Source organism: Parabacteroides caeci (assembly GCF_023656795.1).
GTDB lineage: Bacteria > Bacteroidota > Bacteroidia > Bacteroidales > Tannerellaceae > Parabacteroides > Parabacteroides segnis.
The window spans coordinates 50,253-76,955 of record NZ_JAMOKT010000020.1 but is presented as its reverse complement, the minus strand read 5'-3'; the positions used below and the strand labels follow the sequence as shown (position 1 = coordinate 76,955).

General features: G+C 39.2%; 15 protein-coding genes and 1 tRNA gene. 14 read left to right on the top strand and 2 right to left on the bottom strand.

Going from position 1 to position 26,703, the window contains the following annotated elements:
* Positions 1-68 precede the first annotated feature (68 nt).
* Together NBH15_RS11990 and NBH15_RS11985 are read right to left on the bottom strand one after the other, a co-directional pair.
* Positions 69-1,448: a DUF4270 domain-containing protein gene (locus tag NBH15_RS11990; protein WP_250822757.1), complete on the bottom strand. Its 1,380-nt coding sequence runs from the start codon at positions 1,446-1,448 to the stop codon at positions 69-71.
* A gap of 13 nt (positions 1,449-1,461) precedes the next feature.
* The gene (locus NBH15_RS11985; RefSeq protein WP_044215231.1) at positions 1,462-2,280 is read right to left on the bottom strand and encodes a glycogen/starch synthase; all 819 of its coding nucleotides are present in this window, start codon (positions 2,278-2,280) and stop codon (positions 1,462-1,464) included.
* Between the two features lie 100 nt (positions 2,281-2,380).
* Between NBH15_RS11985 and panC the strand changes: the two genes are divergently transcribed.
* The 14 genes from panC (at position 2,381) to NBH15_RS11915 (ending at position 26,696) form a co-directional block, all read left to right on the top strand.
* Positions 2,381-3,223 (top strand): pantoate--beta-alanine ligase, encoded by an 843-nt coding sequence (panC, locus tag NBH15_RS11980; protein ID WP_250822752.1) that lies wholly within the window; start codon positions 2,381-2,383, stop codon positions 3,221-3,223.
* A gap of 154 nt (positions 3,224-3,377) precedes the next feature.
* Positions 3,378-3,728: an aspartate 1-decarboxylase gene (gene panD, locus NBH15_RS11975; protein ID WP_007654090.1), complete on the top strand. Its 351-nt coding sequence runs from the start codon at positions 3,378-3,380 to the stop codon at positions 3,726-3,728.
* A 117-nt stretch (positions 3,729-3,845) separates the two neighbouring features.
* Complete coding sequence (locus NBH15_RS11970) at positions 3,846-5,168, top strand: MATE family efflux transporter (protein ID WP_250822751.1); 1,323 nt, start codon at positions 3,846-3,848, stop codon at positions 5,166-5,168.
* Positions 5,169-5,246: 78 nt separating this feature from the next.
* Entirely contained in the window at positions 5,247-6,572 is a 1,326-nt protein-coding gene (ffh, locus tag NBH15_RS11965; protein WP_007654088.1) for a signal recognition particle protein, read from the top strand.
* An 18-nt stretch (positions 6,573-6,590) separates the two neighbouring features.
* Complete coding sequence (gene folD, locus NBH15_RS11960; protein WP_128134597.1) at positions 6,591-7,487, top strand: bifunctional methylenetetrahydrofolate dehydrogenase/methenyltetrahydrofolate cyclohydrolase FolD; 897 nt, start codon at positions 6,591-6,593, stop codon at positions 7,485-7,487.
* 97 nt (positions 7,488-7,584) lie between these two features.
* Positions 7,585-7,661 (top strand) — tRNA-His (locus NBH15_RS11955).
* A 239-nt stretch (positions 7,662-7,900) separates the two neighbouring features.
* Positions 7,901-10,732: a hypothetical protein gene (locus tag NBH15_RS11950; RefSeq protein WP_250822750.1), complete on the top strand. Its 2,832-nt coding sequence runs from the start codon at positions 7,901-7,903 to the stop codon at positions 10,730-10,732.
* Between the two features lie 26 nt (positions 10,733-10,758).
* Complete coding sequence (locus tag NBH15_RS11945; RefSeq protein ID WP_250822749.1) at positions 10,759-11,970, top strand: hypothetical protein; 1,212 nt, start codon at positions 10,759-10,761, stop codon at positions 11,968-11,970.
* 697 nt (positions 11,971-12,667) lie between these two features.
* Positions 12,668-15,856 (top strand): SusC/RagA family TonB-linked outer membrane protein, encoded by a 3,189-nt coding sequence (locus tag NBH15_RS11940; protein ID WP_250822748.1) that lies wholly within the window; start codon positions 12,668-12,670, stop codon positions 15,854-15,856.
* A gap of 19 nt (positions 15,857-15,875) precedes the next feature.
* Positions 15,876-17,699 (top strand): RagB/SusD family nutrient uptake outer membrane protein, encoded by a 1,824-nt coding sequence (locus NBH15_RS11935; protein ID WP_007654073.1) that lies wholly within the window; start codon positions 15,876-15,878, stop codon positions 17,697-17,699.
* 31 nt (positions 17,700-17,730) lie between these two features.
* A complete protein-coding gene (locus NBH15_RS11930; RefSeq protein ID WP_250822747.1) occupies positions 17,731-20,817 on the top strand; it encodes a SusC/RagA family TonB-linked outer membrane protein in 3,087 nt (1,028 codons plus the stop codon).
* An 11-nt stretch (positions 20,818-20,828) separates the two neighbouring features.
* Positions 20,829-22,649, top strand: coding sequence for a RagB/SusD family nutrient uptake outer membrane protein (locus tag NBH15_RS11925; RefSeq protein WP_122328935.1), 1,821 nt, complete (start codon positions 20,829-20,831; stop codon positions 22,647-22,649).
* A 29-nt stretch (positions 22,650-22,678) separates the two neighbouring features.
* Positions 22,679-23,758, top strand: a complete 1,080-nt coding sequence (locus tag NBH15_RS11920) for a DUF4959 domain-containing protein (protein ID WP_250822746.1) — start codon at positions 22,679-22,681, stop codon at positions 23,756-23,758.
* Positions 23,759-23,897: 139 nt separating this feature from the next.
* Positions 23,898-26,696, top strand: a complete 2,799-nt coding sequence (locus NBH15_RS11915) for an alpha-L-rhamnosidase (RefSeq protein ID WP_250822745.1) — start codon at positions 23,898-23,900, stop codon at positions 26,694-26,696.
* Positions 26,697-26,703 lie beyond the last annotated feature (7 nt).

Genomic DNA, 26,703 nt, shown 5'->3' with positions numbered 1-26,703 from the left:
AATAGCCTTTCATAAAAAAAAGCGGATAATTTTTTTTGATTATCCGCTTTTTTATGAATTTAAAATTATTACTTATATTCCGTTGTTGTTATGACAATTTTTGTCGCTTCTTTTGTTTTGAGCAACTTGACTCCGGAAGGAAGTAAATAATTATTTATTGCCGTAGTGTATGTTTGGGATTGTCCGTAGTAGCTGTTTGATTGACCTGTAAGACGTTCAACCGGAACCAAAAGCAATACCATATCCTTGTCAGGATTATTCTTTATATGTTCCTGCATCAGATTGGAGATATTATCATACGAATAAGATCGACTACTAGTACTGTAACTAGCAAGGAATGATGTTTTTTTATCTTCTATCTTATTATTCACAAAGAAAGTAGCCAAAGAATCTTTAGGCAGCAACAGTAAATTTGAAGGAGCGGAAAGAGCCCATTGCCAATTTTCCTGCGGCAGTGCTTTTATTGTCAGAGGTATATTGTTGATAACACGGTCTCCGATTCTTTCAACTATATCCTGGGCAGGAATTGTTAATTGTGTATATACACCTGCCGGTGTTTTCAGATAAGCAATTGAATCATTTTCCTTTAACAACGAAGTCAAATCTGTATTTTGGAAACGGTTCAATTGCAATACTTCTTTGGTTACATTGAACGTTTCACTGGAATATGCAGTGGAATCCTGACCTTGGCTACCTTTCAAATTGTACTTATAGTAGATCGAGAAAGTCGAATAGGTAATTTGCAGAATATTACCGCTACCATATGTATTTGTTATATACAATCCGGGGAAGAATTTATTAAAGTTCTCCTGGCTGCTGAAAGTACTTGGATTTTTGATTGATTCATCATAGAACTTCTGACCGAACTCCTTAGGCATCCGGATTGTAACGGTCGGAATAAAAGTACGATCACCATTAGAATCAGTGGCATTACGAATGCTGTCAGGCACAGAATTATCATATGCAGTATATGTTTGCATGCCCAATGAATTCTGCATGTCACAATACTCCAACGGATCGAAGTTCGTATAAAAATCTCTTTCCAGTTCTTTGTCTACCAAATATATCTGGGCACGCATAGGTGCTAAAGAATCACCTACCCAGGCACCGTTCTGATACATGATTTTAAAATCGATAGAGTCAATCTGTCCATTAATAGGTTCATGCTTAAACTTGAAGTCATCCGGACAGTAAAACTGGCAGATGTAATCAGATTTTACGTTACCATACAACGGATCATAGAACTCCCCGAGAAGTCCATTAGTAGTTCTTGCATATACCGAATCCATCAGCAAAGTTGTCGCTTGCATCTGGAAAGTATCTACATATACGGGCATTTTGTCTCCGTCAGGCTGAATTGTCGAGCCAACCAGATTCAAATCATCACTACACCCACTCAGGATTGTTACTCCTAAGCCCAGGCCAATTAATAAAGGCTTGATCTTCATCATTTTCTCTCACTTATTTAGAATCTAATACGACATCGTAAAATTCGTTGAATGCATCCATATAAGTTTCCGGCGACTGATAAGGAAGGAACGGAGTATCTTTCTTGGTTGCAATATAGTCCAGTACATCCTGGTTGATCGTTTCACTACCTTGTATCACACCGTCAGCCATATCGATAGCCAGTTTCGTCAAGCCGACAAAGCTGGTATCAGCCTTAATACCTTTCAGGTCGCTGTCTTTGGCTCCGTCTGTTTTCAGCTTCTGAGCCAGTTCTTTTCTTAACGGTGTTTTAAAATCATCATTATAAATAGAATAGACTATTTTTGCATTTTTAAGACATGGATCGTCTGCATACATTCTTTTTATGTATAATGCAGTCAGTGCAGATATCCATCCGTGGCAGTGGATCACATCTGGTATCCAGCGAAGTTTCTTCACTGTTTCCAGTACTCCACGTACATAGAAGATAGAACGGTCGTCGTTATCTTCGTATTCGTTTCCCTCTTCATCGCTGACAGTATGTTTACGCTGGAAGAAGTCTTCATTATCAATGAAGTACACCTGCATGCGTGCGGCCTGAATGGATGCTACCTTAATGATTAGCGGATGATCCGTATCATCAATGATAAGGTTCATACCTGACAGGCGGATCACTTCGTGCAACTGATTGCGTCGCTCGTTGATATTTCCGAATTTAGGCATGAAAGTTCTGATTTCGCGACCACGCTCCTGAATGCCTTGCGGCAGATTCCTGCATATTGTTGCAATCTCAGATTCGGGAAGGTAGGGTGTTATTTCTTGAGCTATAAACAAGATTTTTTTTGCATCCATTCTGTAAACTAGTTTTATAAAGACGGCACAAAGATAATAAATTTCTTTCATTTACCGTAATTATTTATTTGCTTTGCACCGTCAATAAGCATCTAAAAAGATGAAAATAGTAAACAGCATTCAAGAATTGAAGCGTTATCTTGCCGAAGAAAGGCAGCATAACAAGCAAATAGGCTTTGTTCCCACCATGGGAGCATTACACAACGGACACCTGAGCCTGGTTAAGCGTTGCGTGGAAGAAAACGATGTGTGCGTTGTCAGCGTTTTCGTAAATCCGACCCAGTTTAACGACAAAAATGATTTGGCGACTTATCCTCGCACGTTGGATAAGGACTGTGCATTATTGGAACCGGCCGGTTGTGATTATGTTTTTGCTCCGACAGAGGCGGAGATGTATCCTGAACCGGATACCCGCACATTTGATTTCGGAACAGTATCGGCCGTGATGGAAGGGGCGCGCCGTCCGGGACATTTTAACGGGGTGGCCCAGATTGTCAGCAAGCTGTTTTATGCCGTAGAGCCGGATAATGCTTACTTCGGAGAAAAAGACTTCCAGCAGATCGCTGTCATCCGTGCCATGGTAAAACAGTTGAATATCCCTGTAAAGATTAACGCCTGCCCGATTTTGCGTGAGGACGACGGGTTGGCTTTAAGCAGTCGTAACGTTCGTTTAACACCGGAACAACGTCAAAAAGCACCGTTAATAGCACGTACGTTAAAAGAAAGTACTAACTTTGCAGCCGGAAAAAGCATACAGGAGGTTATTGATTATGTTGTGAATACGATTAATGCCGACCCTGTTATGCGGGTGGAATATTATGAAATCGTAGACGGAAACACCATGGAGTCGATCAAAAACTGGTCGGATACCGATTATGCAGTCGGCTGTATCACGGTCTATTGCGGTGAAGTTCGCCTGATTGATAATATAAAGTATAAGTAGCTGATAAATAAGGTGATTACCTTTTCGAAAAAAAGTCAGGACTTTTGAGTTTAAAAGTCCCTTATTTTGAAAACAAAAGTCCCTTATTTTAAATGCAAAAGACCCTACTTTCGTTTGAGGGACATTTAATGGTAATCAAATTATACAGAAAACGATGTTTATAGAGGTAGTTAAATCAAAGATTCACCGGGTGACGGTAACGGAAGCTAATCTGAATTATATCGGTAGTATCACTATCGATGAAGATTTGCTGGATGCCGCCAACCTGATTGCCAATGAGAAGGTGGCTATTGTGAACAACAATAACGGTGAACGTTTTGAAACGTATATCATTAAAGGCGAACGCGGTTCAGGCGTGATTTGTCTGAACGGTGCAGCAGCCCGCAAGGCACAGCCTGGCGATATCATCATTATCATGTCGTATGCCATGATGGATTTTGAAGAAGCCAAAACATTTAAACCGGCTGTTGTGTTTCCCGATACAGCAACAAATAGACTGATATAGAGCATCGGTAGCAGCATTTAGAATGTTTTTAAACAACAATAAAGAAGCTCGCCGGTTGCCGGCGGGCTTTTTTTATGGTCTTGTGTTTCCCCATTTAGAAAATAATAAGAGTAGAATATGTATACGAACAAACAAATCTGGAATGTAAGTTATCCTATTTTTCTGAGTTTGTTGGCGCAGAACATTATTAATGTGACCGACACGGCTTTCCTGGGAAGGGTAGGGGAAGTTGAATTGGGAGCCTCCGCGATGGGTGGGCTCTATTATATTTGTGTGTTTACGATTGCTTTCGGATTCAGTACGGGGTCTCAGATTGTGATGGCCCGCAGAAACGGTGAACGGCGGTACAGTGATGTAGGACCGGTCATGATACAGGGAGTGTTTTTTCTGTTGGCACTGGCGGCTGTGATGTTTACTTTCTCCCGTCTCTTTGCTAAAGATATTATGCGGTTCATGATTTCTTCCGATACGATTTTGGGAGCAACGGAAGAGTTCCTCGACTGGCGTGTGTTCGGATTCTTTTTCTCTTTCGTTAATGTGATGTTCCGGGCGCTGTTTATCGGTATAACCCGGACAAAGGTATTGACCTTGAACGCTGTTGTGATGGCATTGACGAATGTGCTGCTCGACTACCTGTTGATATTCGGGAAAGGTGGTTTTCCTGAAATGGGTATCAAAGGGGCGGCTATTGCCTCGGTGATAGCAGAGGGGGTGTCGATTGTTTTCTTTCTGGTTTATACCCGCCTGACGGTGGATATAAAGAAATATGCATTGAATCAATTCCGGTCGTTCGATATCAGGTTGCTGAAACGGGTGTTAAGTATTTCTATATTTACCATGTTACAGTATTTTATATCGTTGAGTACTTATTTTATGCTTTTTGTAGCTGTGGAGCATCTGGGGCAACGGGAGTTGGCGATTGCCAATATTGTGCGCAGTGTGTATATCGTTCTGTTGATTCCGGTTAATTCTTTATCCACGGCAACCAACTCTTTTGTCAGTAATAGCATTGGTGCGGGGCATACCGACCAGGTTATCCCGATTATCCGGCGGCTTTCTTATATCTCATTGGGTATTGTGGCTGTATGTGTTTTTATCACCTGTCTTTTCCCATCGGCTATCTTGTCGGTTTATACGAATGACGCCTCTTTGATACATGCTTCGATACCTTCGCTTTATGTGATTGCCGGAGCCTTGCTGATAGCGGCTGTCGCTAATATCGTATTTAATGGTGTGACAGGTACGGGAAATACCCGTTCTGCCTTTGCGATGGAGTTGGTGACACTTGTCTTTTATACATTGTTTATCTATGTGGCGGGGATGCGTTTACATCTTCCGGTTGCTATTTGTTTTCTGACCGAAGTTGTTTATTACACCGGACTGCTGCTGGCAAGTGTAATTTATTTGAAAAAAGCAGCTTGGCAGAATAAAAAGATTTAGAGGTTTACATCCTTTTTCTTACCTTTGCACCCTATTACGTTAGAAATTAGAAAGAAAAAAATAAATACACATACGAATATGTTTGAAAATTTAAGCGAAAGGTTAGACAGATCGTTTAAACTGCTGAAAGGTGAAGGCAAGATCACCGAGATTAATGTGGCTGAAACACTGAAAGATGTGCGCAAAGCTCTTCTTGATGCCGACGTAAACTATAAAGTAGCCAAGTCTTTTACCGATACGGTAAAAGAAAAAGCGTTAGGACAAAACGTACTTACTTCCGTTAAGCCCAGCCAGTTGATGGTTAAGATCGTTCATGATGAACTTGCCAGCCTGATGGGAGGAACGGCTATCGATATTAACCTGAGTGGAAATCCGGCTATTATCCTGATGTCGGGTTTGCAGGGTTCCGGTAAGACCACTTTCTCCGGAAAGCTGGCCAATATGTTGAAAACCAAAAGAAACAAGAAGCCGTTGCTGGCTGCCTGCGACGTTTACCGTCCGGCGGCTATCGAACAGTTGCGTGTTGTCGGTGAGCAGGTCGGTGTTCCTGTTTATATGGAACTGGAAAACAAGAATCCGGTAGAGATTGCGATGAACGCTATCCGCGAAGCCCGTGCCAAGGGTAACGACGTAGTGATTGTCGATACGGCCGGTCGTCTGGCGATCGACGAGCAGATGATGAAAGAGATTGCCGCTATCAAAAGTGCTATCCAACCGGACGAAACATTGTTCGTTGTCGACTCCATGACCGGACAGGACGCGGTGAACACTGCCAAAGAATTTAACGAACGTCTTGACTTCGATGGTGTAGTTCTGACTAAGTTGGATGGTGATACCCGTGGTGGTGCCGCCCTTTCTATCCGTACGGTAGTCGATAAACCGATTAAGTTTGTCGGAACCGGTGAGAAGATGGATGCATTGGATACTTTCCACCCGGAACGTATGGCCGACCGTATCCTCGGTATGGGTGATATCGTTTCTTTGGTAGAACGTGCCCAGGAACAATACGATGAAGAAGAAGCAAAACGTTTGCAGAAGAAGATTGCTAAGAACCAGTTCGACTTCAACGACTTCATCTCCCAAATCCAGCAGATTAAGAAGATGGGTAACCTGAAAGAACTTGCTTCTATGATTCCGGGAGTTGGTAAAGCCTTGAAAGATATCGATATTGACGATAATGCCTTCAAGAGTATCGAAGCGATTATCTATTCCATGACGCCGGACGAACGTGTCAATCCGGCTATCCTGAACGGTTCACGCCGTCAGCGTATCGCCAAAGGTAGCGGAACGACTATCCAGGAGGTAAACAAACTAATCAAGCAGTTTGATGAAACCCGTAAGATGATGCGCATGCTTACCGCTGCCAAACCGGGAAGTAAGAAATTCCCATCGTTTAGAAGATAAAAACTAAAGAGATATATTATGGAAGACAATCATTATCAATTACTGGACGGAAAAGCCGTCTCTGCTCAGATGAAGAAAGAGATGGCGGAAGAAGTCGCCCAGATCAAAGCCGCAGGAGGTAAGATTCCCCACTTGGCAGCTATTCTGGTAGGTCATGACGGAGGAAGTGAAACCTACGTGGCCAGTAAAGTGAAAACTTGCGAAGAAATCGGTTTCAAATCGACGCTGATTCGCTATGAGGACGATGTAACCGAAGAAGAGTTGCTTCGCCGGGTAGACGAACTGAACAACGATCCGGATGTAGACGGTTTTATTGTGCAGCTTCCGCTTCCGAAACATATTTCAGAGCAAAAGATTATTGAGGCGATCGATTACCGTAAAGATGTTGACGGATTCCATCCGATCAACGTGGGACGTATGTCGATCGGTCTTCCTTGTTTTGTTTCTGCCACTCCGGCCGGTATCCTGGAATTGCTGAAACGTTATGAAATCGAAACGAGTGGTAAACATTGTGTGGTTTTGGGACGCAGCAATATCGTTGGCAAACCGATGGCAATGCTGATGATGCAGAAAAATTATCCGGGAAACTGTACGGTAACTGTTTGTCACAGCCGTTCAAAGAACCTGAAAGAAATGTGCCTGAACGCTGACATCATCATCGTTGCTTTGGGCGTTCCCGAATTCCTGAAAGCCGATATGGTGAAAGACGGTGCCGTGATTGTTGATGTTGGCACTACCCGTATGCCGAGTAGTGTTACTAAGAGCGGTTATAAGCTGACCGGCGATGTAAAATTCGACGAAGTTGCCCCTAAATGTTCTTATATTACGCCGGTTCCGGGAGGTGTTGGTCCTATGACAATTATTTCTTTGATGCGTAACACGCTGTTAGCCGGGAAGAAAGCGATTTACAAGTAAAATATTTGTATAATTTTCTTTGAAAACGCTTGCGGAATCAGAAAAAACATCTATCTTTGCACCGTCTTAAAGAGAAATACTCAACAAGACTGAAATGGTGAGCGTAGCTCAGTTGGTTAGAGCATCGGATTGTGGTTCCGAGGGTCGTGGGTTCGAGTCCCATCGTTCACCCCAAGATAGAAAAAAAAGCCATCCTGTTACAGGGTGGCTTTTTTTATGTCCATTTAGTAAAAAACTTACCCAGTATCCTATTATTACCGGATCATACCGAACTTTTTCCAAAATATGAATAACATTTGTTGTAATATTCATGTGTCAATATTGTAGGCATAAATGTCAGATTTGTGAATTGTTAGCAGTAAAGGAGTCCTATTTTTGTTGTGTAATATTCAAATTAATTAAATTTTTAAATTATGAGAAGCACAATTGTAAAATGGATTTTAAATTTGTTTGTGGGAATTACCTTGATAACCAGTTCTGTTGAGGCACAAATAATTATTCTGACAAGTGATCAACAACTAAACGATTTAACAGATCCTGATAAAAAAATAGATAATTCGTTGGGGTATGATTCTCGTTTGGAAAGTCTTCGTGATGTTTGTAAACGAGGAAAGAGTTATGGATCGAAAGAACTGATTATTGCGTTTGATGAATTTTTCCGTCAATATCGTACAGATAAAAATACGGAACGAAATTTGACTCCTGATATGGATGAATATGTTGATAAAATAAAAGTTGTCAGCGATTTTGTCTCAAAACAGGATATGGGACTTTGTTTGAGCCTGCTTAGTCCGCTTGAATTGGGTTTGGCATATAAAAATCAAACGGGTAACAGCGGTCGTTGGCTTGCTTATAAAGTCGGATTGAGGAATCCCCGTACAGGACAATTCAGCTTGCAGATGTGGCAGCAGTTGTTTTGGACGAATAATAAGGGACAAACTCCGGTAAAACTTAAAGGTGTAAAGGCTTATGCTTTTAAAGAAAAGGTGGTATCTACATCTATGCGATCTGTAAATCCGGATGATATTGTTTTATTGGAAAATGTGAAATATGAGGAGATTGATTCTATCAATGGATCTGATCAGGGAACAATTCCGATGAAGCGCTTACGTATCTATGGTGATGGAATCCAATGTGCAGGTTTTGATCGGGTTATGGTTATGTTAGAATATGAAACTCAGGAAATGGATTACTTTGATCCGGAAGCTCCGGCTTTCTTGAGTAACTTGTTAAAGAAGTACCATGATAAAAAAGTAAATCTGACTTCCCTGTATTCTGATGAAATGCATATTCAACAAGATTGGTTTTATTTTGGACATCACGAAGAAGGTCAGTTTGCAGAACGTTATCTGACTAAAAATATGGCATGTCGCTATGAAGAGAAGTATAACCAGAAATTTGATGATCGCTACATGCTCTATTTTGCGTACGGAGCTCCGATGTTCCGTCCTACAACTGATGCTGTTGTCAATATTCAATATGTTTTGGGAGAAACACCGGATGCAATACATCGTACATTTTTATTACGTGACCGTTATTATCGAATGTTGAATGATGATGTAGTCAACTTATTCAAAAATGCGAAAGATTATGGTGAAAAGCTGTTTGGGCATGAATTGAGTACGTCGGCGCATGCATCATGGGCACAGAGTCCTACGATAGACTATTGGAATTGTGAGAAACTATATGGCAATCGTTATAAATATGAATATACATCCAATTTTATCTGGGGTAATACGGTACATCAGGCGTCTGCTGCTTGTTATGATTATTTTAAATGGAGTGAATATCTGCAACCGACCGGTAATGATTTTGCTGAAGGTGGTTGGAGTGACCGTAATTATTACGGGGTGGCAATGGCTGCATCCATAGGTGTTATCAATAAATATCCGAATGCCTATGCAGCAGCTTGGGGAATGCCGGATAAAGCTCTGGAACGTAAAATGGCTATAAATTATGCGTATGGTGCCAGTCCGAGTGAGCCAATCCGCTTAATGACAGGAAATGTGCACCGCGATACTGAAGTGTTGATTCTTTATCCGATGAATTTGGTTGCTGTGGAACCGCGTTTTGGAAGTTGGATGACGCAATATGGATATGCAAATTATCTGACAACTGATAAATTGCTTGAAATGGGAACTGTACAATCGGATGGACATATCCAGGTCGCAGAAAAAAAGTACGGAACATTGGTTGTTATGTTTGAGCCGTTACCGGAAAAAGGATTACTGGATATGATGGAACGTTTTGTTAAAGCTGGTGGAAAGGTTGTCTGGTTCAGTACTCCGCCTCTGATCGATAAAAGTGGGGAAAATTGTACTAGGCAGTGGCAGAAACTGTTTGGAGCTCAGTATAACCATGATTGTTATATGGGGGAAATTGCATCCGGGAAAATGATTGATTTTTCCGGGAGTTTGTCTGATGTTCCGGATCAGTCAATCCTGACAGATTTTATTGTGGACCGGATTTATCCGGTAACTCCCGTTTCTAATGCGGAGATTATAGCTTATTCAGACAAGAAAGTGGTTGGGACAATGCTTAAATATCCTGATGGAGGAATTGCTTGTTATTGTGGTTTCCGTCCACGTGATGACCAATCGGCAAGCCTGGGGTATGAAACCCGTACTTTGTTTGAAATACTAAATGCTTGTAATGCTTATCCTTCTACCGGAAAGTTTGTGGTAAATGATAATCCGTCGTATCTTTCAAGGACTGGTGAATATTTTGTTTCTTCTTTCCCGAATTCAACAACCATGGTAGTAGCACATTATCGTACACATGCTGAAAGTTGGTTTGGAGGTTTCTCAAGAAATCAGGAAGATGATGAAAAAGTATTGCTTGAAAATCCTCTTCCATCAGATCGGATAGAATTGAAACAGGCAAAAATTAACGGGCATGAGGTATCATATGTAGGACGTTTATCTTTAGGCTTTCGTTTAGACGGTCAACAGCTGATTGCATTTTCAGGACAGCAGTGTAATGAAATTACTCTTGACGGAACTCATTATAAATTTGCAGATACCCCCGTGGATTTAACATTTTCGCCTGTAGATAATGATATGTCCCGCTATCAGATGTATGTTGCCGGTGAGGGTAAAATAAGCATACCTCTTCCTGCACATGTGAAAAAAGCTGAAGTCCGTTTTAATGGTAAAAAAATTAATTGTTCGGTGGCTGACCATCGTCTTACCCTGATGATTTTACCAGTTTATGCAGGAAAAAGGTTGGATCTTAGTTTGAAATGAGAAGGATAATTAGTAAAAAATATTTTATGAAACATTATTTCGTATTGGGAATGATCTTTTTATTGTTACTGTTTACAAGAATAGGACAAGCACAGGAAAGATTGGATTTATCGGCACAGATACCCATAGTAGCCTGGTATGGCATAAGGGCAAATGAAGCGACCGTTGAGCGTTTCAAGGAACTGAAAGAGGCAGGATTTACTATAAACTTTAGTGAGTATTCAAGTTTGGAAGAAGTGGAAAAAGCGCTTGACGCCGCACATAAAGTAGGTGTGCAGCTAATAATAGCTTGTCCTGAGTTACGTAAAGAACCAGAAAAAACTGTTCGGAAATTTATGGAACATCCGGCGGTTGCAGGTTATTTTTTACGGGATGAGCCTGTTGTTGCAGATTTTGCAGCGCTAGGTGATTGGGCTAAAAGAATACAAGCTGTAGATAATCGCAAATTTTGCTATCTGAACTTATTTCCGACAGGAGGTGAGGAGCATTTGAGGTTTTTGGGTGTTCAGAATTATCGTGATTATATTACCCGTTTTAATAAAGAGGTTCCTCTACCATTTCTTTCTTTCGACCATTATCCGGTTCTTGGAGATAATGTTTTGAAAGCTGAATGGTATGAAAATCTGGAAGATTTCTCAGATGAAGCAAGAAAAATCGGTAAGGATTTCTGGGCGTTTGCTCTTGCTACCAAACATGGACCATATCCTGTTCCGACACGCGCTTCTTTACGGTTACAACTATATAGTAATCTGGTTTATGGAGCCCAAGGGTTACAGTATTTTACTTATTGGACACCGGCTGGTGATTCTTTTTATGATTATCAACACGGACCGATTGGTTTGGATGGTAAGCGAACGGATGTTTATGATTTGGTGAAAGATATGAATGCCGAGATCAGATCAATTGCCGGAATCTTTTTGGGGGCAAAAGTTTTGTCGGTCAGACATACAGGAAGTGTTATACCGAGAGGTACGACACGTTTGACTACTCTTCCTGAAAAGGTGAAGGTTTTGGATACACATGGATATGGAGCCATTATTTCATTGCTGGAAAATGGAGGTAAGAAATATCTTGCTATTGTAAACAGAAGTCTGATGGATACAATGGAGCTTACCTTTTATGCAGATCCCTCCGTGAAACGTGTATTAAAAGACGGAAGTCTTGTTTCTGCTGAATCGTATACAGCTACTTTATTAATCTCTCCCGGAGATATATTGATTTATTTGTTGGAAAAATAGAAATTGGGAATGCATTTGAAATAAGAAATATTTATATCAGATGTATTTGTCAAAAATGAAACTTGAAAAATCATTTTTTTAATATTTAATAAAAAAAGAATTTGTTCCTTTGATATTAGTAAAAATATATACCGTGTAGAACAGATGAAACAGATTAATGAAACCGAAAAAACGCAGGTTATAACCTGTATAATTGACAAATCTTTTTGTCAATTATATTATTCTATAATAAAATCTTGTATTTGGTTAGTGCTTTTGAAAAGTGCTATTTTGACTATCCTTTGTAAATCATCCATCCCTATATATAAAGAAACAGGATAAAAATAAGCTTCTTTATCCTGAAAAATCCTATTTGTTTTTTGTTAAATCGTCATTTGAACGGAGTAAAAACATGGTTTTTGCTCCGTAGTGAAATCTTTATGTCTTTGCCGAAGTATTCTTTGGCTAGAATTCGGTTAATTATGATAATAATACAAACTTTTATTGCGATATGTAAACGAAAATTGTTGAATCTTTTACCCTTTCATAAGAATTTTAGGGTAAAAATTGAAGTAAAGATGTTGAACTGTTTCTGAAATGAGTATTCTTGATTTTGTCAAAAATGAGAACTTGTGAATCTCTCAAATGCACGTGAATAATTGTGTATATACTTTGTTATTAAGCTTGCTTACTATAATGTACAATAAGCTAATCTTTTATGAAAAATGTCAGATTAACAAAATTAGGAGGCAAATCAGCTTTGCTGATCACCTCATTGTTGTTAACCCCTTTCTATGGGTATTCGGAAAAATCTAATGTTATACCGGAAAAAAACGAAAAGGCAGGAGTTCAACAACAAACTTCGCTATTAACAGGTATTGTCTTGGATAAAGACGGTTTCCCGTTGATTGGTGTAAATATTATGGAAAGTGTTACAAACGGAACTGTTACCGATGCAGATGGTAAATTTTCCATTAAAGTCACTCCACAGTCTGTGTTGCGTGTATCCTATATTGGATATGTGACACAAACAATAAAGGCAGGGAGCCAGAAATCTGTATCTATTACATTGCTTGAAGATACAGAAACACTGGAAGAAGTAGTAGTGGTTGGATACGGTTCCCAAAAGAAAGTGTCTGTAACCGGAGCAGTCGCTGCAATACAGACGAAAGAACTGAAACAAAGTTCTGCTGCGAATTTGTCAACCGCTTTGGCTGGACGTCTACCGGGATTAACCGCTTTGCAGACATCCGGACAACCGGGTGGAGATGATGTTACATTTTATTTACGTGGGGCCAGTACGACAAATGGAGCAAATCCTCTTATTTTAATAGATGGTGTGCCACGTGATAATATTTCTACGTTAGACCTGAATGAAATTGCTTCCGTATCCATATTAAAGGATGCATCTGCTACTGCAGTATTTGGCGTTCGTGGTGCTAATGGTGTTATAATGATTACCACACGTCGTGGTGAGGTAGGAAAAACAGAATTAAGTATTTCTGCGGATTATAGTTTGCAGCAATTTACTGCCCAGGCAGATCGTATTCACTCCTGGGAATTTGCTGAGTTACGTAATCAGGCGTTTCGCAATGATGGATATTCTGAAGCGGATTTACCTTACACCGATTATATGATTGATATGTATAGGTCTGGTAAAGATCCTGTATTTTATCCGGATAGGGATGTATATAGTGAATTTTTTAAAAAATGGGCTCCTCAAACTCGTGTTAACGTGAATTTGAGTGGAGGAACAGAAAAATTGAGCTATTTCATGAATGTTGCTTATTTGGGGCAAGGAGGCCAATTCCGCACGGAATCGGAGAAGGATCTGGGATATGATCCGAGTTATAAATCGGATCGTTATAATTTTCGTGCAAACCTGGATTATAAAGTACTTTCAAATTTAAAGCTTTCTTTGAATCTGGCTTCTTACTTGGAAAAGGTAAATACTCCACAAACAAAAACTCTTTTTGGAGGAAGTGTCGCTGCTATGATTGAAAATATGAGGGCTTATATTTGGGGAACACCTCCGACAGATCCGGGACCACTGACTCAAGAGGGTTATACGTTGATAGATGGAACATCTGTTCCGGCTGGTGAGGTTGTTAATCAGTCTGGTCAGGACCGCAATACTTATGGGGAAATAAACCGTAGAGGGTATCAGCAGGAAACGAATACTAATTTGAATTCATCGTTAATCGTGGATTGGGGATTAGATTTCATAACGAAAGGACTTAGTAATAAATTTATGATTTCTTTTGACTCAAAAGCTGTGACTACTTTACAGGGAGTCCGATCGTATGATGCTTATGGTGTGTCGGTTGCCAGAACGGCGGAAGACCAATCTTATTATACAAAAGTGAGAACGAATGAAAATAATGCTATTTCTCTCTCAAAGTCTATGTCGACCAACTATTATATGAATATGCAGTATTCATTGAATTATGCCCGGAAATTTGGAGTGCATGATGTCACAGGGATGGCTCTGGTTCAACGTGATAATTGGCAGGAATATGCAGCAGATTTACCTTATAATATGTTAGGTGTTTCAGCGCGTGCTACTTATGGATATGATTCTCGTTATCTGGCTGAAGTAAATATTGGATATAACGGTTCCGAGCAATTTGCAAAAGGACATCGTTTTGGTTTTTTTCCTGCTTTTTCCGCAGGTTGGGTGGCTAGTAATGAAAGTTTCCTGAAAGATAATAAGACTATTTCTAATTTGAAGTTACGTGCTTCTTATGGTAAAGTGGGTAATGATAAATTAGGTAGTACACGTTTCTTGTATATAAGTAACATTACGAGTGGTGGTGGAGTTATTCCTTCTTTAGGACGTGGGCAAGCCATTTCACAAGGGAAATTAGGAAATACCAATTTAAGTTGGGAAATTGCTTATAAACAGAATTATGGAGTTGACATACAGTTGTTTAATGAACTGTCTTTAACTTTTGATTATTTTAAGGAAAAACGTGAAGGAGTTTTGATATCTCGTGGTACAGTACCTGAAATTCAGGGAGTAGCACTTGGTAATCTGCCAAAAGTCAATATGGGACGTATTGATAATCATGGATATGAGTTGGAGGCAACTTACAATAAGCGATTAAACGATGATTGGTCATTTACTGTAAAGGGAAATTTCGCGTATAATAAGAATACCCAACGTTTTATGGATGAAGCACAAAAAACGGCTGATTATGCATATCGTTACAGAAGTACAGGTTACAGTATAGGACAGTGTTTCGGATATAAAATAGACTATAGTAATGGTAATGGATATATTAATACACAAGAAGAACTGGACAACGCTTTGGCTACTTATCAGGTAGGAGGAACTCCTCGTTTGGGTGATTTTCTTTATGTGGATATAAATGAAGATGGTGTAATTGATGAGAAGGACCAGGCTCCGATCAAGTATAGTGATATACCTCGTATTACTTATGGCTTTTCTGGTTCTGTAAACTGGAAGAATTTTGATTTTTCATTTTTGTTTTCCGGTATAGCTAAAGCATCCCGTGTATATACTGGTTGGGGAGCTACAGAGTTCGGTTTGGTTGGTTTCTACAGTGATTATCATTTGCAGGCTTGGACTGCTGAACGTTATGCTAATGGTGAAGAAATTAAATATCCAGCCTTGGCATCCTCACCCGGAACTAGCCAGAAGGCAAATGATTTCTTTATTATGGATCGTTCTTTCCTGCGTTTGAAGAATATAGAACTGGGGTATACATTGCCTAAAAAACTTTTGAAAAAAGTCGGAATTAATAGTACACGAGTTTATGTAAACGGGAATAATCTATTGACATGGAAGGCCATGAAAACTGATGCAATTGACCCGGAGCAAAGTGCAGAGCTTAATTATCCGATTACTAAGATGATGAATTTTGGTATTAATGTGACATTTTAATCATTGAAAGGAGAGTTATATGAAACTAACATATTTCTTAATATCTTCAATTGTTCTGTTGGGAACATTGAATTCTTGTTCTGATGTCCTGGATGTAGCTCCTGATGGAACGCTCACTATGGAGGAAATATATGCAGACCCGGATAAAGTAGGTGCTTTGTTGAATGCTTGTTATAATAATATTCCTCAAAAGGGATATGCTTATTGGTTTTTTGATCCTTTAGTGACAGCTTGTAGTGATGAAGGGTGGTCTTCGGAAGAAGTACAGGGAACAAGTATTCAATCAATGTATAATGCGAATGAATCAGCGTCTTCCCATCCGATAAGAGATATGCACGATGGACATGGTGCAGCTAATAATGCTTATTGGTCCAGATATTGGCAACAAATACGTTTGTGCAACCAGTTTTTGGAAAATATAGGGACTGCGGCTGTAAATAGTGAAGCAGAACGTGCCCGTTTTACCGCAGAGGCACACGTTATGCGTGCTTTTTTCTATTCAGAGTTGGTTAAATGGTTTGGCAAAGTTCCTATTGTGGATAAAACCATAGCGTTTGATGCTGATTTTTCTACATTGAAACGAGAAGCCGTGTATGATGTTGCCCGATTTATAGCAGAAGACTGTGATGCCGGTCTCAATTGTGCGGAACTACCCTGGCGTATTACAACGGAAGATGAAGCAATGCGGGCAACTAAAGCATTAGCTTGGGCTGTTAAATCTAAAATGATGTTGTTTGCAGCCAGCCCTTTGTTTAATGCAGGAGAAGATCATTGGGAAGAAGCATATCAGATGAATAAACAGGCTGTAGAGGAATTGAAAAAGAATGGGTATGCATTATTTACCACATGTACTAATCCTTCGACATTTGGAACATATGACGCTGCTGCTTTTCATCAGTTGGTTTGTCAAAATGCAGACTATTCAGCAGAACCACGTGATAAAGAAACAATTTGGCAACATCGTGCCGGAGGTGTTTTCGTATGGCATGTCGGTTATATAGGAAGTTCTATGGATGGTACTTATAAATGTGGAACATGTCCTACTCAGGAGCTGGTTGATGCTTTCGAAACAATAGATGGGCAGCCTATACTGGATTTGGCTAAACCTTATTTGGACGAAAAGCATATGCAACCGAATTATAATCCAGATAATAAAATATATGATCCTAAAAATCCGTATGAAAATCGTGATCCGCGTTTGACAGCAACAGTTTTATGTAATGGTGATTCTTTAATCTGGAATAATGGAGAAGTATTTACTGTTGAAACTTATGTGAATGGCCGACATGGAATGAGTTTGGATCCGTCTGACAGAGCTCATAGTCGTACTGGTTATTATCATAGGAAATTAGTTACTCCCCAGGCTTCAAATACAAATCAAATAAATAATTCAAACTGGAAATTTTTCCGGTTAGGAGAAATTATTCTGAATTATGCGGAAGCTGCAGCAGAATCAGGGCATTTGGCAGAAGCCAAAGCTGCCGTGGATGAGATAAGGGCTCGTGTAAATATGCCTGCGTTGCCAGCCGGTTTGTCGAAAGATGAAATGATTTTACGTGTTCATAATGAACGACGCGTTGAATTAGCTTGGGAAGAGGTTCGGTATTTTGATTTACGTCGTTGGCAGAAGCCTGAAGGTAATTTGAATGCTACATGCCAGTGGTTGACAGGAATGAGAATTACAAAAAATAATGATGGCTCGTTCAATTATCAACGATATAATATATCTACAAATCCACGTGGTGGATATCAGAATAGAGATTTATTATTGCCATTACCATTGGACGAAGTGTCCCGTTTGGAGTCAACAACGGGAGTCTCCTGGCAAAATCAGGGATGGTAATATTCTGTATAACTTGAAAAGAATCTAAATTATGAGCTACATAAAAAATAAAATATCCATATTGGCTATTTGTGCTTGCTTGAGTTCTCCGGGAATATTAGGTTGGGCACAAGATCCTTCTATTCAATTAAAAGGGTTTGTCATTGATGAGTTTGGAAAGCCGATTTCCGGGGCTCTTTTGAAGTCGGAAAACGGAAAATGCGAATATCTGACAAAAGTTGATGGTGCGTATGAAATTGATATAAAGGATGGAAGCCAATATATTACAGTTTCATATATCGGTTATGATGATAAAAAAGTATCTGTCGTAAATCACGAAGGATTGGAATCTATTCAGTTGTCATATGATGCTGAAAAAATGGATGAGGTCATAGATTTGGGATATATGTCGTTACCTAAAAGGGCGGTAACCGGAGCTGTTTCCAGAGTTTTAGGTTCAGATTTGGATAAGTCTCCTGAATCAAATCTGACAAAAACTTTTGCAGGTCGGTTTACGGGGTTGACGACGATAGAAACAAATGCTGAATTATCCCGTGGAGCATTGAGTTCTTCGTCAACAGGGGTAACACAATTGGTCAGAGGGCTTTCTACCATTAATGGACGGGAACCGCTAGTGATTGTGGATGGAATTATTTGTCCTAATACGAATTATACATATATTACTCCTAAAGAAATAGAGTCGGTAACTATATTGAAGGATGCTGCTACAACGGCTATTTATGGCATTCAGGGAGCCAATGGGGTAATTTCGATTAAGACTAAGCAGGGACACATTGGAAAAACAAAAGTAGAGGTGAATTTTGACCAGTCATTCCAGCAAATGACAAAAGAACCTTTATTTGTTAATTCATCCGATTATGTTACAATGAGAAATCAGGCAGGCTATAATGATGGTCTGGGGGGGTATTCCCAGTTTTCTAAGACGGATACCGAGTTGTTCCAAGCTGGAGGTAATGAATTATATCCGAATAATAACTGGTATAAAATGTTTATACGTCCTTTGACTTTAATGTCCAGAGTAGGTGTAAATGTAAAAGGTGGAACTGAGAGAGTTCGTTATTTTTCTAATGTGAATTATATGCACCAGCAATTGCCGTTTAAAACAGCTAATGAAAGTGGTTCGAAGTATGATCCGACTCCTAAAAATAGCTGGTTTAATTTCCGTTCGAATATTGATGTGAAAATAAATGATTATTTAAGTGGTTTCATGCGGTTGTCCGGTAATATTAAAACAGAAAAGACTGCAGGTTATGGTAATGAGACTATTTATAACCATATATTTAATCTGCCACCCACGATGTATGGTCCATTAACTCCGTCAGGAGACGGTCTAAGTAACGGTAATCAAGTTGTAACACATGATAATGAGAAAACTCCTGTCTACGGGATGCTGAACCGTTCTGGTTATATTCAGGCTCTTGTTGCCAATATAAACGCTCAAGCTGGTTTGACTTTGGATATGAGTTTTCTTACTAAAGGTCTTTCTGTAAGTGGGACAATGGCTTATCAAACTAATTCTGTGAATCAAACAACTACAACTCAGAATTTTGAACGTTATGTCCGTTCAAAAGACTTGTCAAAGTTGGATTTTTCATTATTAGGTTCAGACAACAATACTCCTCTTTCTTACGGAAAAAGCTCTACATTTTATTACAATTTGAATCTTTATGCAAATGTGGATTATAAACGTAGGTTTGATGATCATAGTATTAGCGCCATGGGGTATATTTTTTATTTGCAACAAGAGAAAGAGGTCTCTTCTGGTTCCGGTATGTTGCCATATAAACGTGAAAGTTTAGGATTTACAGCAACGTATGGTTATAAAGACCGTTATTTTGTAAAAGCGGATTTGGGATATTCCGGTTCTGAACAGTTCCACCCAGATAACCGTTATATTGCTACTCCGGCTATTTCCGGTGCCTGGGTTGTTTCGGATGAAGCTTTTTTGGAGAATTGGACTTGGTTAAGTAATTTGAAATTAAGAGCCTCGTATGGTATTACAGCAAATGATCAGCTGGGTGGGGAACGATTTTTATATCTGGATTATATTGATGTAAGTGGTAATGAAGGATTAAAAGGTAATCCGGATTTGATGGCGGAGAAGATGAAAAAGCAAAATTATGGTTTTGATCTGGGGCTGTTCAATGAATTGACCATCTCTTTTGACTGGTATAAATTTTTGTGCGATAATATGCTGGTAAGTAGTGCCGGTTTAGTTCCGGAATATCAAGGAACTGTACTTTCCAACTATCCAAAAACGAATACGGGTAAAATGGAAAATCATGGTTTTGAAATTGAAGCAATGTATGACAAAAAGATTAATGAAGATTGGTCTTTTTATGTAGGCGGCGCTTTCAGTTATAATAAAAACAAGGTTATTAATATTAATGAATCTCCTTATTCAAATGAGTATGCTTATCCGTACCGTACAGAGGGATTTAGTTATGGGCAACAGTGGGGATATTTGATTGATTACAGCAATGGCAATGGCATGTTTAATTTTCAGGAAGAACTTGAAAAGAGCGGTTTGAGTTATGCTTTCGGAACTCCTCGTGTCGGTGATTTTATCTATCAGGATTTAAACGGTGATAAAATAATAGATGAAAAAGATAAAGCTCCGATTTTAAACACTTCTATACCGCAGCAGTACTATAGTTTCTCCGGAGGTTTTAAATATAAGGGTTTTGAAGTTAATCTTTTATTTCAAGGCGTTGGTAAATATTCAAAAACAATAAGTGGTGTAGGTGCATATGAATCGGAATATCAGGGTGTATTTACAGACCTTCATTTAAAAGCATGGACTCCTGAACGTTGGAATAATGGAGAAGAAATAACTTATCCGGCTTTATCGTTGATAGCATCTACCAACCATCAGCCAAACAGTTTCTTTATTATGGATGCATCTTATTTACGCTTAAAGAACGCGGAGGTTGCTTATACATTACCATTGAATACTTCAAAGAAGGTTTTTGCAGAAAAAATCCGTTTTTCTTTAAGTGGACAGAATTTGTTTACAATCGATAATATGCGTTCAAAACATATAGATCCGGAAATAGCTAACATGGGTACTTTCCAACCATATAGAGTGTATAATATTGGAGTGAGCTTAACATTTTAAATATAGATATTATGAAGAATCTGATAAATATATTAGTTGTTACTTTTACATTGTGTTGTTCTTCCTGTGCAGATTTGGATATAGCTTCCGATGGGCGTGTGTCGTTGAATGATATTTTTAATCGATATGAACGTACATCTGCTTATTACTCCAATTGCTTGGGATATATGCCTCAGGTTGGATTTACGTATGAAAATACGAATACTCCTTTGGCTTCTTTTTGTGATGAAGCCCATGATGCAAATGACAATCAGGACGGACCGGTATCCAAGTGGTATAAAGGATATACGACTCCTGAATATAATCCTTTAACAGCCAGTTATATGGATCCTTGGTCGCATTATTTTGAAGGTATTCGTCGTTGTAATACTTTTTTGCTTTGTATAAATGATCCGGAAATGGCCACTTATACTTTTAATGAAGTAGAAAAAAATGGTTGGATTGCCGAGGTTCGTGTTGCACGTGCGTTTTATTATTTACAATTGATAAAACGTTATGGGGGAGTTCCTCTAATAGAAACTCCTTACGAGACGAATCATGATTTCTCGACAGATAAACGTGCCTCTTTTGAGGAATGTGCAGATTTTATTATTTCAGAATGTGATAAGGCTTTGGCTACGGTAGAGTCCGAAGGACAATCAATTGGTTTTCGTTGGCAAATAAATGATAACGAAAGAGGAAAATTGACACGTGCTTTTGCTTGTGCTGTGAAATCTCAGACGGCTTTATATGCAGCAAGTCCTTTATGGAATGAGAACGGAAGCAGTAAATACACATGGGAGAAAACAACAGAAATTACCAAAGAGGCTTTAGATCTTTGTTTGCAACATGGTTTTGAGTTGTATAGTCAGGCTCCGGATCCTGCAATCGCTCAGAATGCATATGCCTATTATTTCATTACTCGTTCAGATCCAAGCCGTTCATGGGATAGGGAAACTATCTATGAAACGACCTCCTGGCGTTCAAATGTCTGGAAGTTTGCCGGGACTCCTATTACAAATGGTATGGAAAAAGCTGGAGCTGGACCTTCGCAGGAGTTGGTAGATAGTTATGAAATGATTGATGGTACTCAACCCATTTTAGGTTATTCGGATGCAGAGCATTTGCGGCCGATATTAAATACGGCATCTTCTTATGATCCGAAAAATCCGTATGCGAATCGTGATCCTCGTTTCTATGCGTCGGTTTATTATAATGGGGCTATTCGATATTTAGATCAACCTAATGGAGATGTTGTAGAAACATATGTGGGTGGAAATTGTGGTATCTCTGATAAGGTGACGGATATCCGTTATACTCGTACGGGATATTATATGCGTAAATTCAATAATTTCAAATCCGGAATCGGGCAGGATGCAGATGGGCTTATGCGTATTTTTCGTTTGGCTGAATTATATTTGAATTTTGCAGAGGCTGCTTATCAGGCTGTAGGTCCGGATGGACAAGTGGTATCCAAAGTAGGGGCAGAGGCGTTATCAGCCAGAGATGCTGTTAATAAAATCAGGGTTCGTGCCGGTATACCGGCATTATCGTCAGGCATGTCGAAAGATTCTTTTGAAAAACGTTATAGAAATGAACGTCGTGTAGAATTAGCTTTCGAAGAACATCGTTTCTTTGATGTTCGTCGTTGGAAAATTTTAAATGAAACAGATGATTTTGTGACAGGTATGAAAATTGTAAAAGAGGAGGATGGTACTTTCACATACAATCGAATCAAACTTGCATCGCGTGGGACAAATTCAGAGAAATATTTGCTCTACCCGATTAAACAGACAGAAGTAGCCAAGATGTTGAAACATACGGGTGCTAACTGGCAGAATCCGGGATGGTAATTGAAGATATAATTAAAAAAAAGTATACAATGAAGAAATATATTCTATTAGTAATGTTCATCTCGCTTTTTATTTATGCATGCGACAATGATGACAATAATAAGGGCCATATAGATCCTGTCAGCAATGTGGAGTGTATACCTTTTATTGGTTCCGTCACATTGAATTGGATGAATCCAACAGATGCCAATTATTATTATACATTGATTTCCTATAGAAATTCCCAAGGAGAAAATGTGAATAAAAAGGTTAGTAAATATAGTGCTGATGCTAATAACAACGTATCGGTTGTTGTTGGAGGATTTACAGATACGGAAGAACATGAGTTTGTTTTGACATCTTATGGATATGGTGGAGAATCCTCATCTTCTGTAACGGTGAAAGGTGTTCCTCAGGGTATAGAGGAGGCAAAAGATTATGTAATCGAAACCGTTGAAATGGAACCGGCAAGTGGTGGTGCAAAGATTTTCTGGACAAATGAGACATTTGTGGGAGTTGACCTGATAGCTTCATATCTGGATAAAAATAATGTGAAACAGGAAGTTACTATTGATGCAACTCAAACAGGGGTATATGTTGTTACCGGTTTTATCGCTGAAACAAAATTGACGGTTTATGCAGTGAATCAAGCGGATGGTGGAAAGTCTGTAGAAAAAGAGTATGTGATTACTCCGGTTATTGATCCGGATGATGTTGTTTATCCCGATGTGGAATATGTAACTTTCCAGGCTACAATTAATGATATGACATTGGTTGCTTCTAATCCGGAGAATTCAAATGAATATACGATTGTAACAACAGGAGGGGACCCTTATATTTATTCAAATGGCTTAGCTGCCGCAAAAAAAGGTTCTACCATGGTATTCCGATATAAGTCTACTAAAAGTGTTAAGTTACAAATATTCTGGTGTACTTCGTCTTCCGGACCATCTGAAGCTAATTCGACAACGATAGAGTTTCCGGCAGCAGAAGAATGGACAACATTTGAACAGGACTATACAGCCGGAATGGCTACTGTCGGCTGGGCTAATTCAGGTGATTATATGCGTTGTGATTTCGGTACAAATGCTGATGTTACAATAAATATCAGAAATATACGATTTAAATGATTTTTCGATAAATGATAGAGAGGGTGTATACAGGAGTTTCAAAAATTTATAGTATCACCCTCTTCTATGAGATATGGAGAAGTCTTTAAAATATATCATTATATGATATTTGCGTCTGATACGATTAAATAGGAAATGTATGAAGTCAAAGAGTCTTTGTTTATTATTGCTTTTCATTTTTCTTTTAGGGTTTACGAGATGTACTGATAACTGTGTCGGGAGTAAAGCGAAGGTGGTGGATTTGAAGTGTCGTGGTCTGGTAACCCCGGAAGGAATAGATGAAGCCGTTTTTAGTTGGAAAATCGAGTCAGAGGAGAATGGCTTTATTCAGTCTGCTTGGGAAATAGAGATTGCTTCTTCCCGAGAGGATTTGGAGGATGGTAATTATATTTGGAATTCAGGAAAGACTGTTTCAGAACAGCAAGTGAATGTACGTCCGGATATCGCAATACTAGAAAGAGGGCCACTCTATTGGTGGCGTTTGCGCATTTGGGATGGGAAAGGACAAGTAACGACCTGGAGTGAACCTTCTTTTTTCTCTTTGGGGCTAAATACGTCTGATTGGAAAGCTAAGTGGATAACTTCTGTTTGGAAAAAAGATAGTCCGATGCCTTATTTTCGTAAAGTATTTGATACAGGGAAGGCAGAATCGAAACTACAAAGAGCTGTTGTCTATTTTTGTGGTTTAGGATGCGGTGATCTTTATTTGAATGGTGAACTTGTCGATAAAAAACGAATCCTTGACCCTGCACAAACGAATTATGAGCAGTATGCCCTGTATTCTACATTTGATATCACATCCGGGTTAGTGAAAGGTGAAAATTGTTTAGGTGTGATACTTGGTGAAGGTTGGTACGGGCAAAACAGTGTCTGGGGACCTTGGGCTAAATATGGCGATCCTCTTTTTAGATTACAAATGGAAATAACTTATGAGGATGGTTCTAAGGAAATGATTGTTTCAGATGAATCCTGGCTGTGGACTTCCGGACCTGTGTTAAAGGGTAATATATATGCTGGTGAGGTGTATGATGCTACAAAGGAAATTAAAGGTTGGTCAGAAGTTGGAACTCAACTGAATGGATGGAAAAATGCTGTAGTTGCAGAAGGTGTTATTCCGGTGAATTTGTTTCCTCAGGTTATGGAACCTATTTGTTTGAAGAATGAAATCAGAGCGGTAAAAAAATGGAAGGATCCTTCCGGAAATTGGATATTTGACTTTGGGGTTAATATTGCCGGTGTACCACAAATAACGGTAAATCAGCCAAAAGGAACACATTTGAAAATGCGGATGGGGGAACTTCTTCGTGAGGATGGTTCAATCGAATATAATACAACCGGAGTCTTTGCTACAGGTGTTGTACAAACAGATGAATATATTTGTGCCGGAAACGGTCGGGAAGTCTGGAACTCTCGTTTTACCTACCATGGCTATCGCTATTTGGAACTTTCCGGTATGGCAGCAGAGCCTGAATTGGATTGGATAAAGACAATTGTTGTACATACGGATGTCAATAAGAGAGGTGAATTTGAATGTTCTGATGAACAAATTAATAAATTGCATGAGTTAGCGGTCAGGACAATGCTCAATAATACGCATGGTTTGCCGACGGATTGTCCTCACAGAGAACGATGTGGTTGGTTGGGAGATGCACATACCGTAGCTCCTTTTGAGAATTATAATTTTGACCTGAATAATTTTTGGATGAAATATATGGAAGATATCAGTTCGACTTCTTCCGCATTTGAGAAAAATACACTTCATCAAAAACTTTTTAATACAATATTTTATTTTGCAGATAAAGCGCCGGGAATCCCATATATGATTTCTCCGGGAAAACGTCTTTGTGGGGTTGCTTCTCCGGATTGGGGGACGGCCGTAGTTCAATTACCCTGGTACACTTATTTATATTTCGGCAATGAAGAGCCTTTGCATAAATATTATCAGGAAATGAAACAATGGGTGGATCACGTGGAGAGTCTAACGCTTAATGATACGCTTTCAACCAAACATATTGTACCTTACGGATTGGGTGACTGGTGTCCGCCGGAAGGAAATAATGCGATTGATTGTCCTGTTGCTTTGAGTTCTACAGCTTTCCATTATCTTGATGCTTCGATTTTGGCTAAAACGGCTGCTATATTAGGAAAGAATGATGATGCCGGATATTACAGTGGTTTGAAGGATAAGATTGCAGCTGCTTTTGTTGCCGAATTTTACGATAAAGAAAGTACAACATTCGGTAGTCAGACTGCTGATGCAATGGCTCTTGATTTTGGACTGGTTCCTGCCGGAGATGAAAAAGCTGTTTCTGACGCGATTGTCAGGAATATGAAAGAAAAATATGATGGTTTTATGCATACGGGAATATTTGGTCTAGGACGTATTGGGCAAGCATTATCACGTTTTGGCAATAGTAAAATGGCATGGGATATGTTTACTAAAACAGGTGAGAATAGTTTTGCTTATATGTGGACGGATGCTGATGCTACATCTCTTTGGGAGATTCTTCCGGTAAATGGAAAGAGTAAGGAAATGTGTTTGGCAGGATCTTCACTTAATCATCCCATGCAGGGTGGTTATGACACTTGGTTTTATGAAGATATAGCAGGCATACGACCGGATGTGTCAGGTCCGGGTTTTAAAGTTATACACTTTGAACCAACAATGACATCTTATCTTTCCTGGGCAAAAGCTTCGATAGAAACACCTTATGGGAGAACGGCAAGCGAATGGTCCCAAGAAGAAAATAGTTTGGTATGGATAATAACATTACCTCCTAATACATCAGGCATTGTAGCATTACCTGATAGTAAAAAGATACATGTAAACAAACGTTCTTTTAATAAGGCTGATTATCCACTTATTGGAAGCGAGGAGGAAGTGTCTCTTTATAAATTTCCATCGGGAGTATACCAAATAGAAATTTATAAAGAATAAAGAAATA

Bases quoted from the DNA above. Each gene is read 5' to 3' on its own strand.
- NBH15_RS11970 (WP_250822751.1), top strand. From the start codon at position 3,846: ATGTATACGAACAAACAAATCTGGAATGTAAGTTATCCTATTTTTCTG.
- NBH15_RS11930 (WP_250822747.1), top strand. From the start codon at position 17,731: ATGAGCTACATAAAAAATAAAATATCCATATTGGCTATTTGTGCTTGC.
- NBH15_RS11915 (WP_250822745.1), top strand. From the start codon at position 23,898: ATGAAGTCAAAGAGTCTTTGTTTATTATTGCTTTTCATTTTTCTTTTA.
- panD (WP_007654090.1), top strand. From the start codon at position 3,378: ATGTTTATAGAGGTAGTTAAATCAAAGATTCACCGGGTGACGGTAACG.
- NBH15_RS11935 (WP_007654073.1), top strand. From the start codon at position 15,876: ATGAAACTAACATATTTCTTAATATCTTCAATTGTTCTGTTGGGAACA.
- panC (WP_250822752.1), top strand. From the start codon at position 2,381: ATGAAAATAGTAAACAGCATTCAAGAATTGAAGCGTTATCTTGCCGAA.
- ffh (WP_007654088.1), top strand. From the start codon at position 5,247: ATGTTTGAAAATTTAAGCGAAAGGTTAGACAGATCGTTTAAACTGCTG.
- NBH15_RS11920 (WP_250822746.1), top strand. From the start codon at position 22,679: ATGAAGAAATATATTCTATTAGTAATGTTCATCTCGCTTTTTATTTAT.
- NBH15_RS11950 (WP_250822750.1), top strand. From the start codon at position 7,901: ATGAGAAGCACAATTGTAAAATGGATTTTAAATTTGTTTGTGGGAATT.
- folD (WP_128134597.1), top strand. From the start codon at position 6,591: ATGGAAGACAATCATTATCAATTACTGGACGGAAAAGCCGTCTCTGCT.
- NBH15_RS11945 (WP_250822749.1), top strand. From the start codon at position 10,759: ATGAAACATTATTTCGTATTGGGAATGATCTTTTTATTGTTACTGTTT.
- NBH15_RS11940 (WP_250822748.1), top strand. From the start codon at position 12,668: ATGAAAAATGTCAGATTAACAAAATTAGGAGGCAAATCAGCTTTGCTG.
- NBH15_RS11990 (WP_250822757.1), bottom strand. From the start codon at position 1,448: ATGAAGATCAAGCCTTTATTAATTGGCCTGGGCTTAGGAGTAACAATC.
- NBH15_RS11925 (WP_122328935.1), top strand. From the start codon at position 20,829: ATGAAGAATCTGATAAATATATTAGTTGTTACTTTTACATTGTGTTGT.
- NBH15_RS11985 (WP_044215231.1), bottom strand. From the start codon at position 2,280: ATGGATGCAAAAAAAATCTTGTTTATAGCTCAAGAAATAACACCCTAC.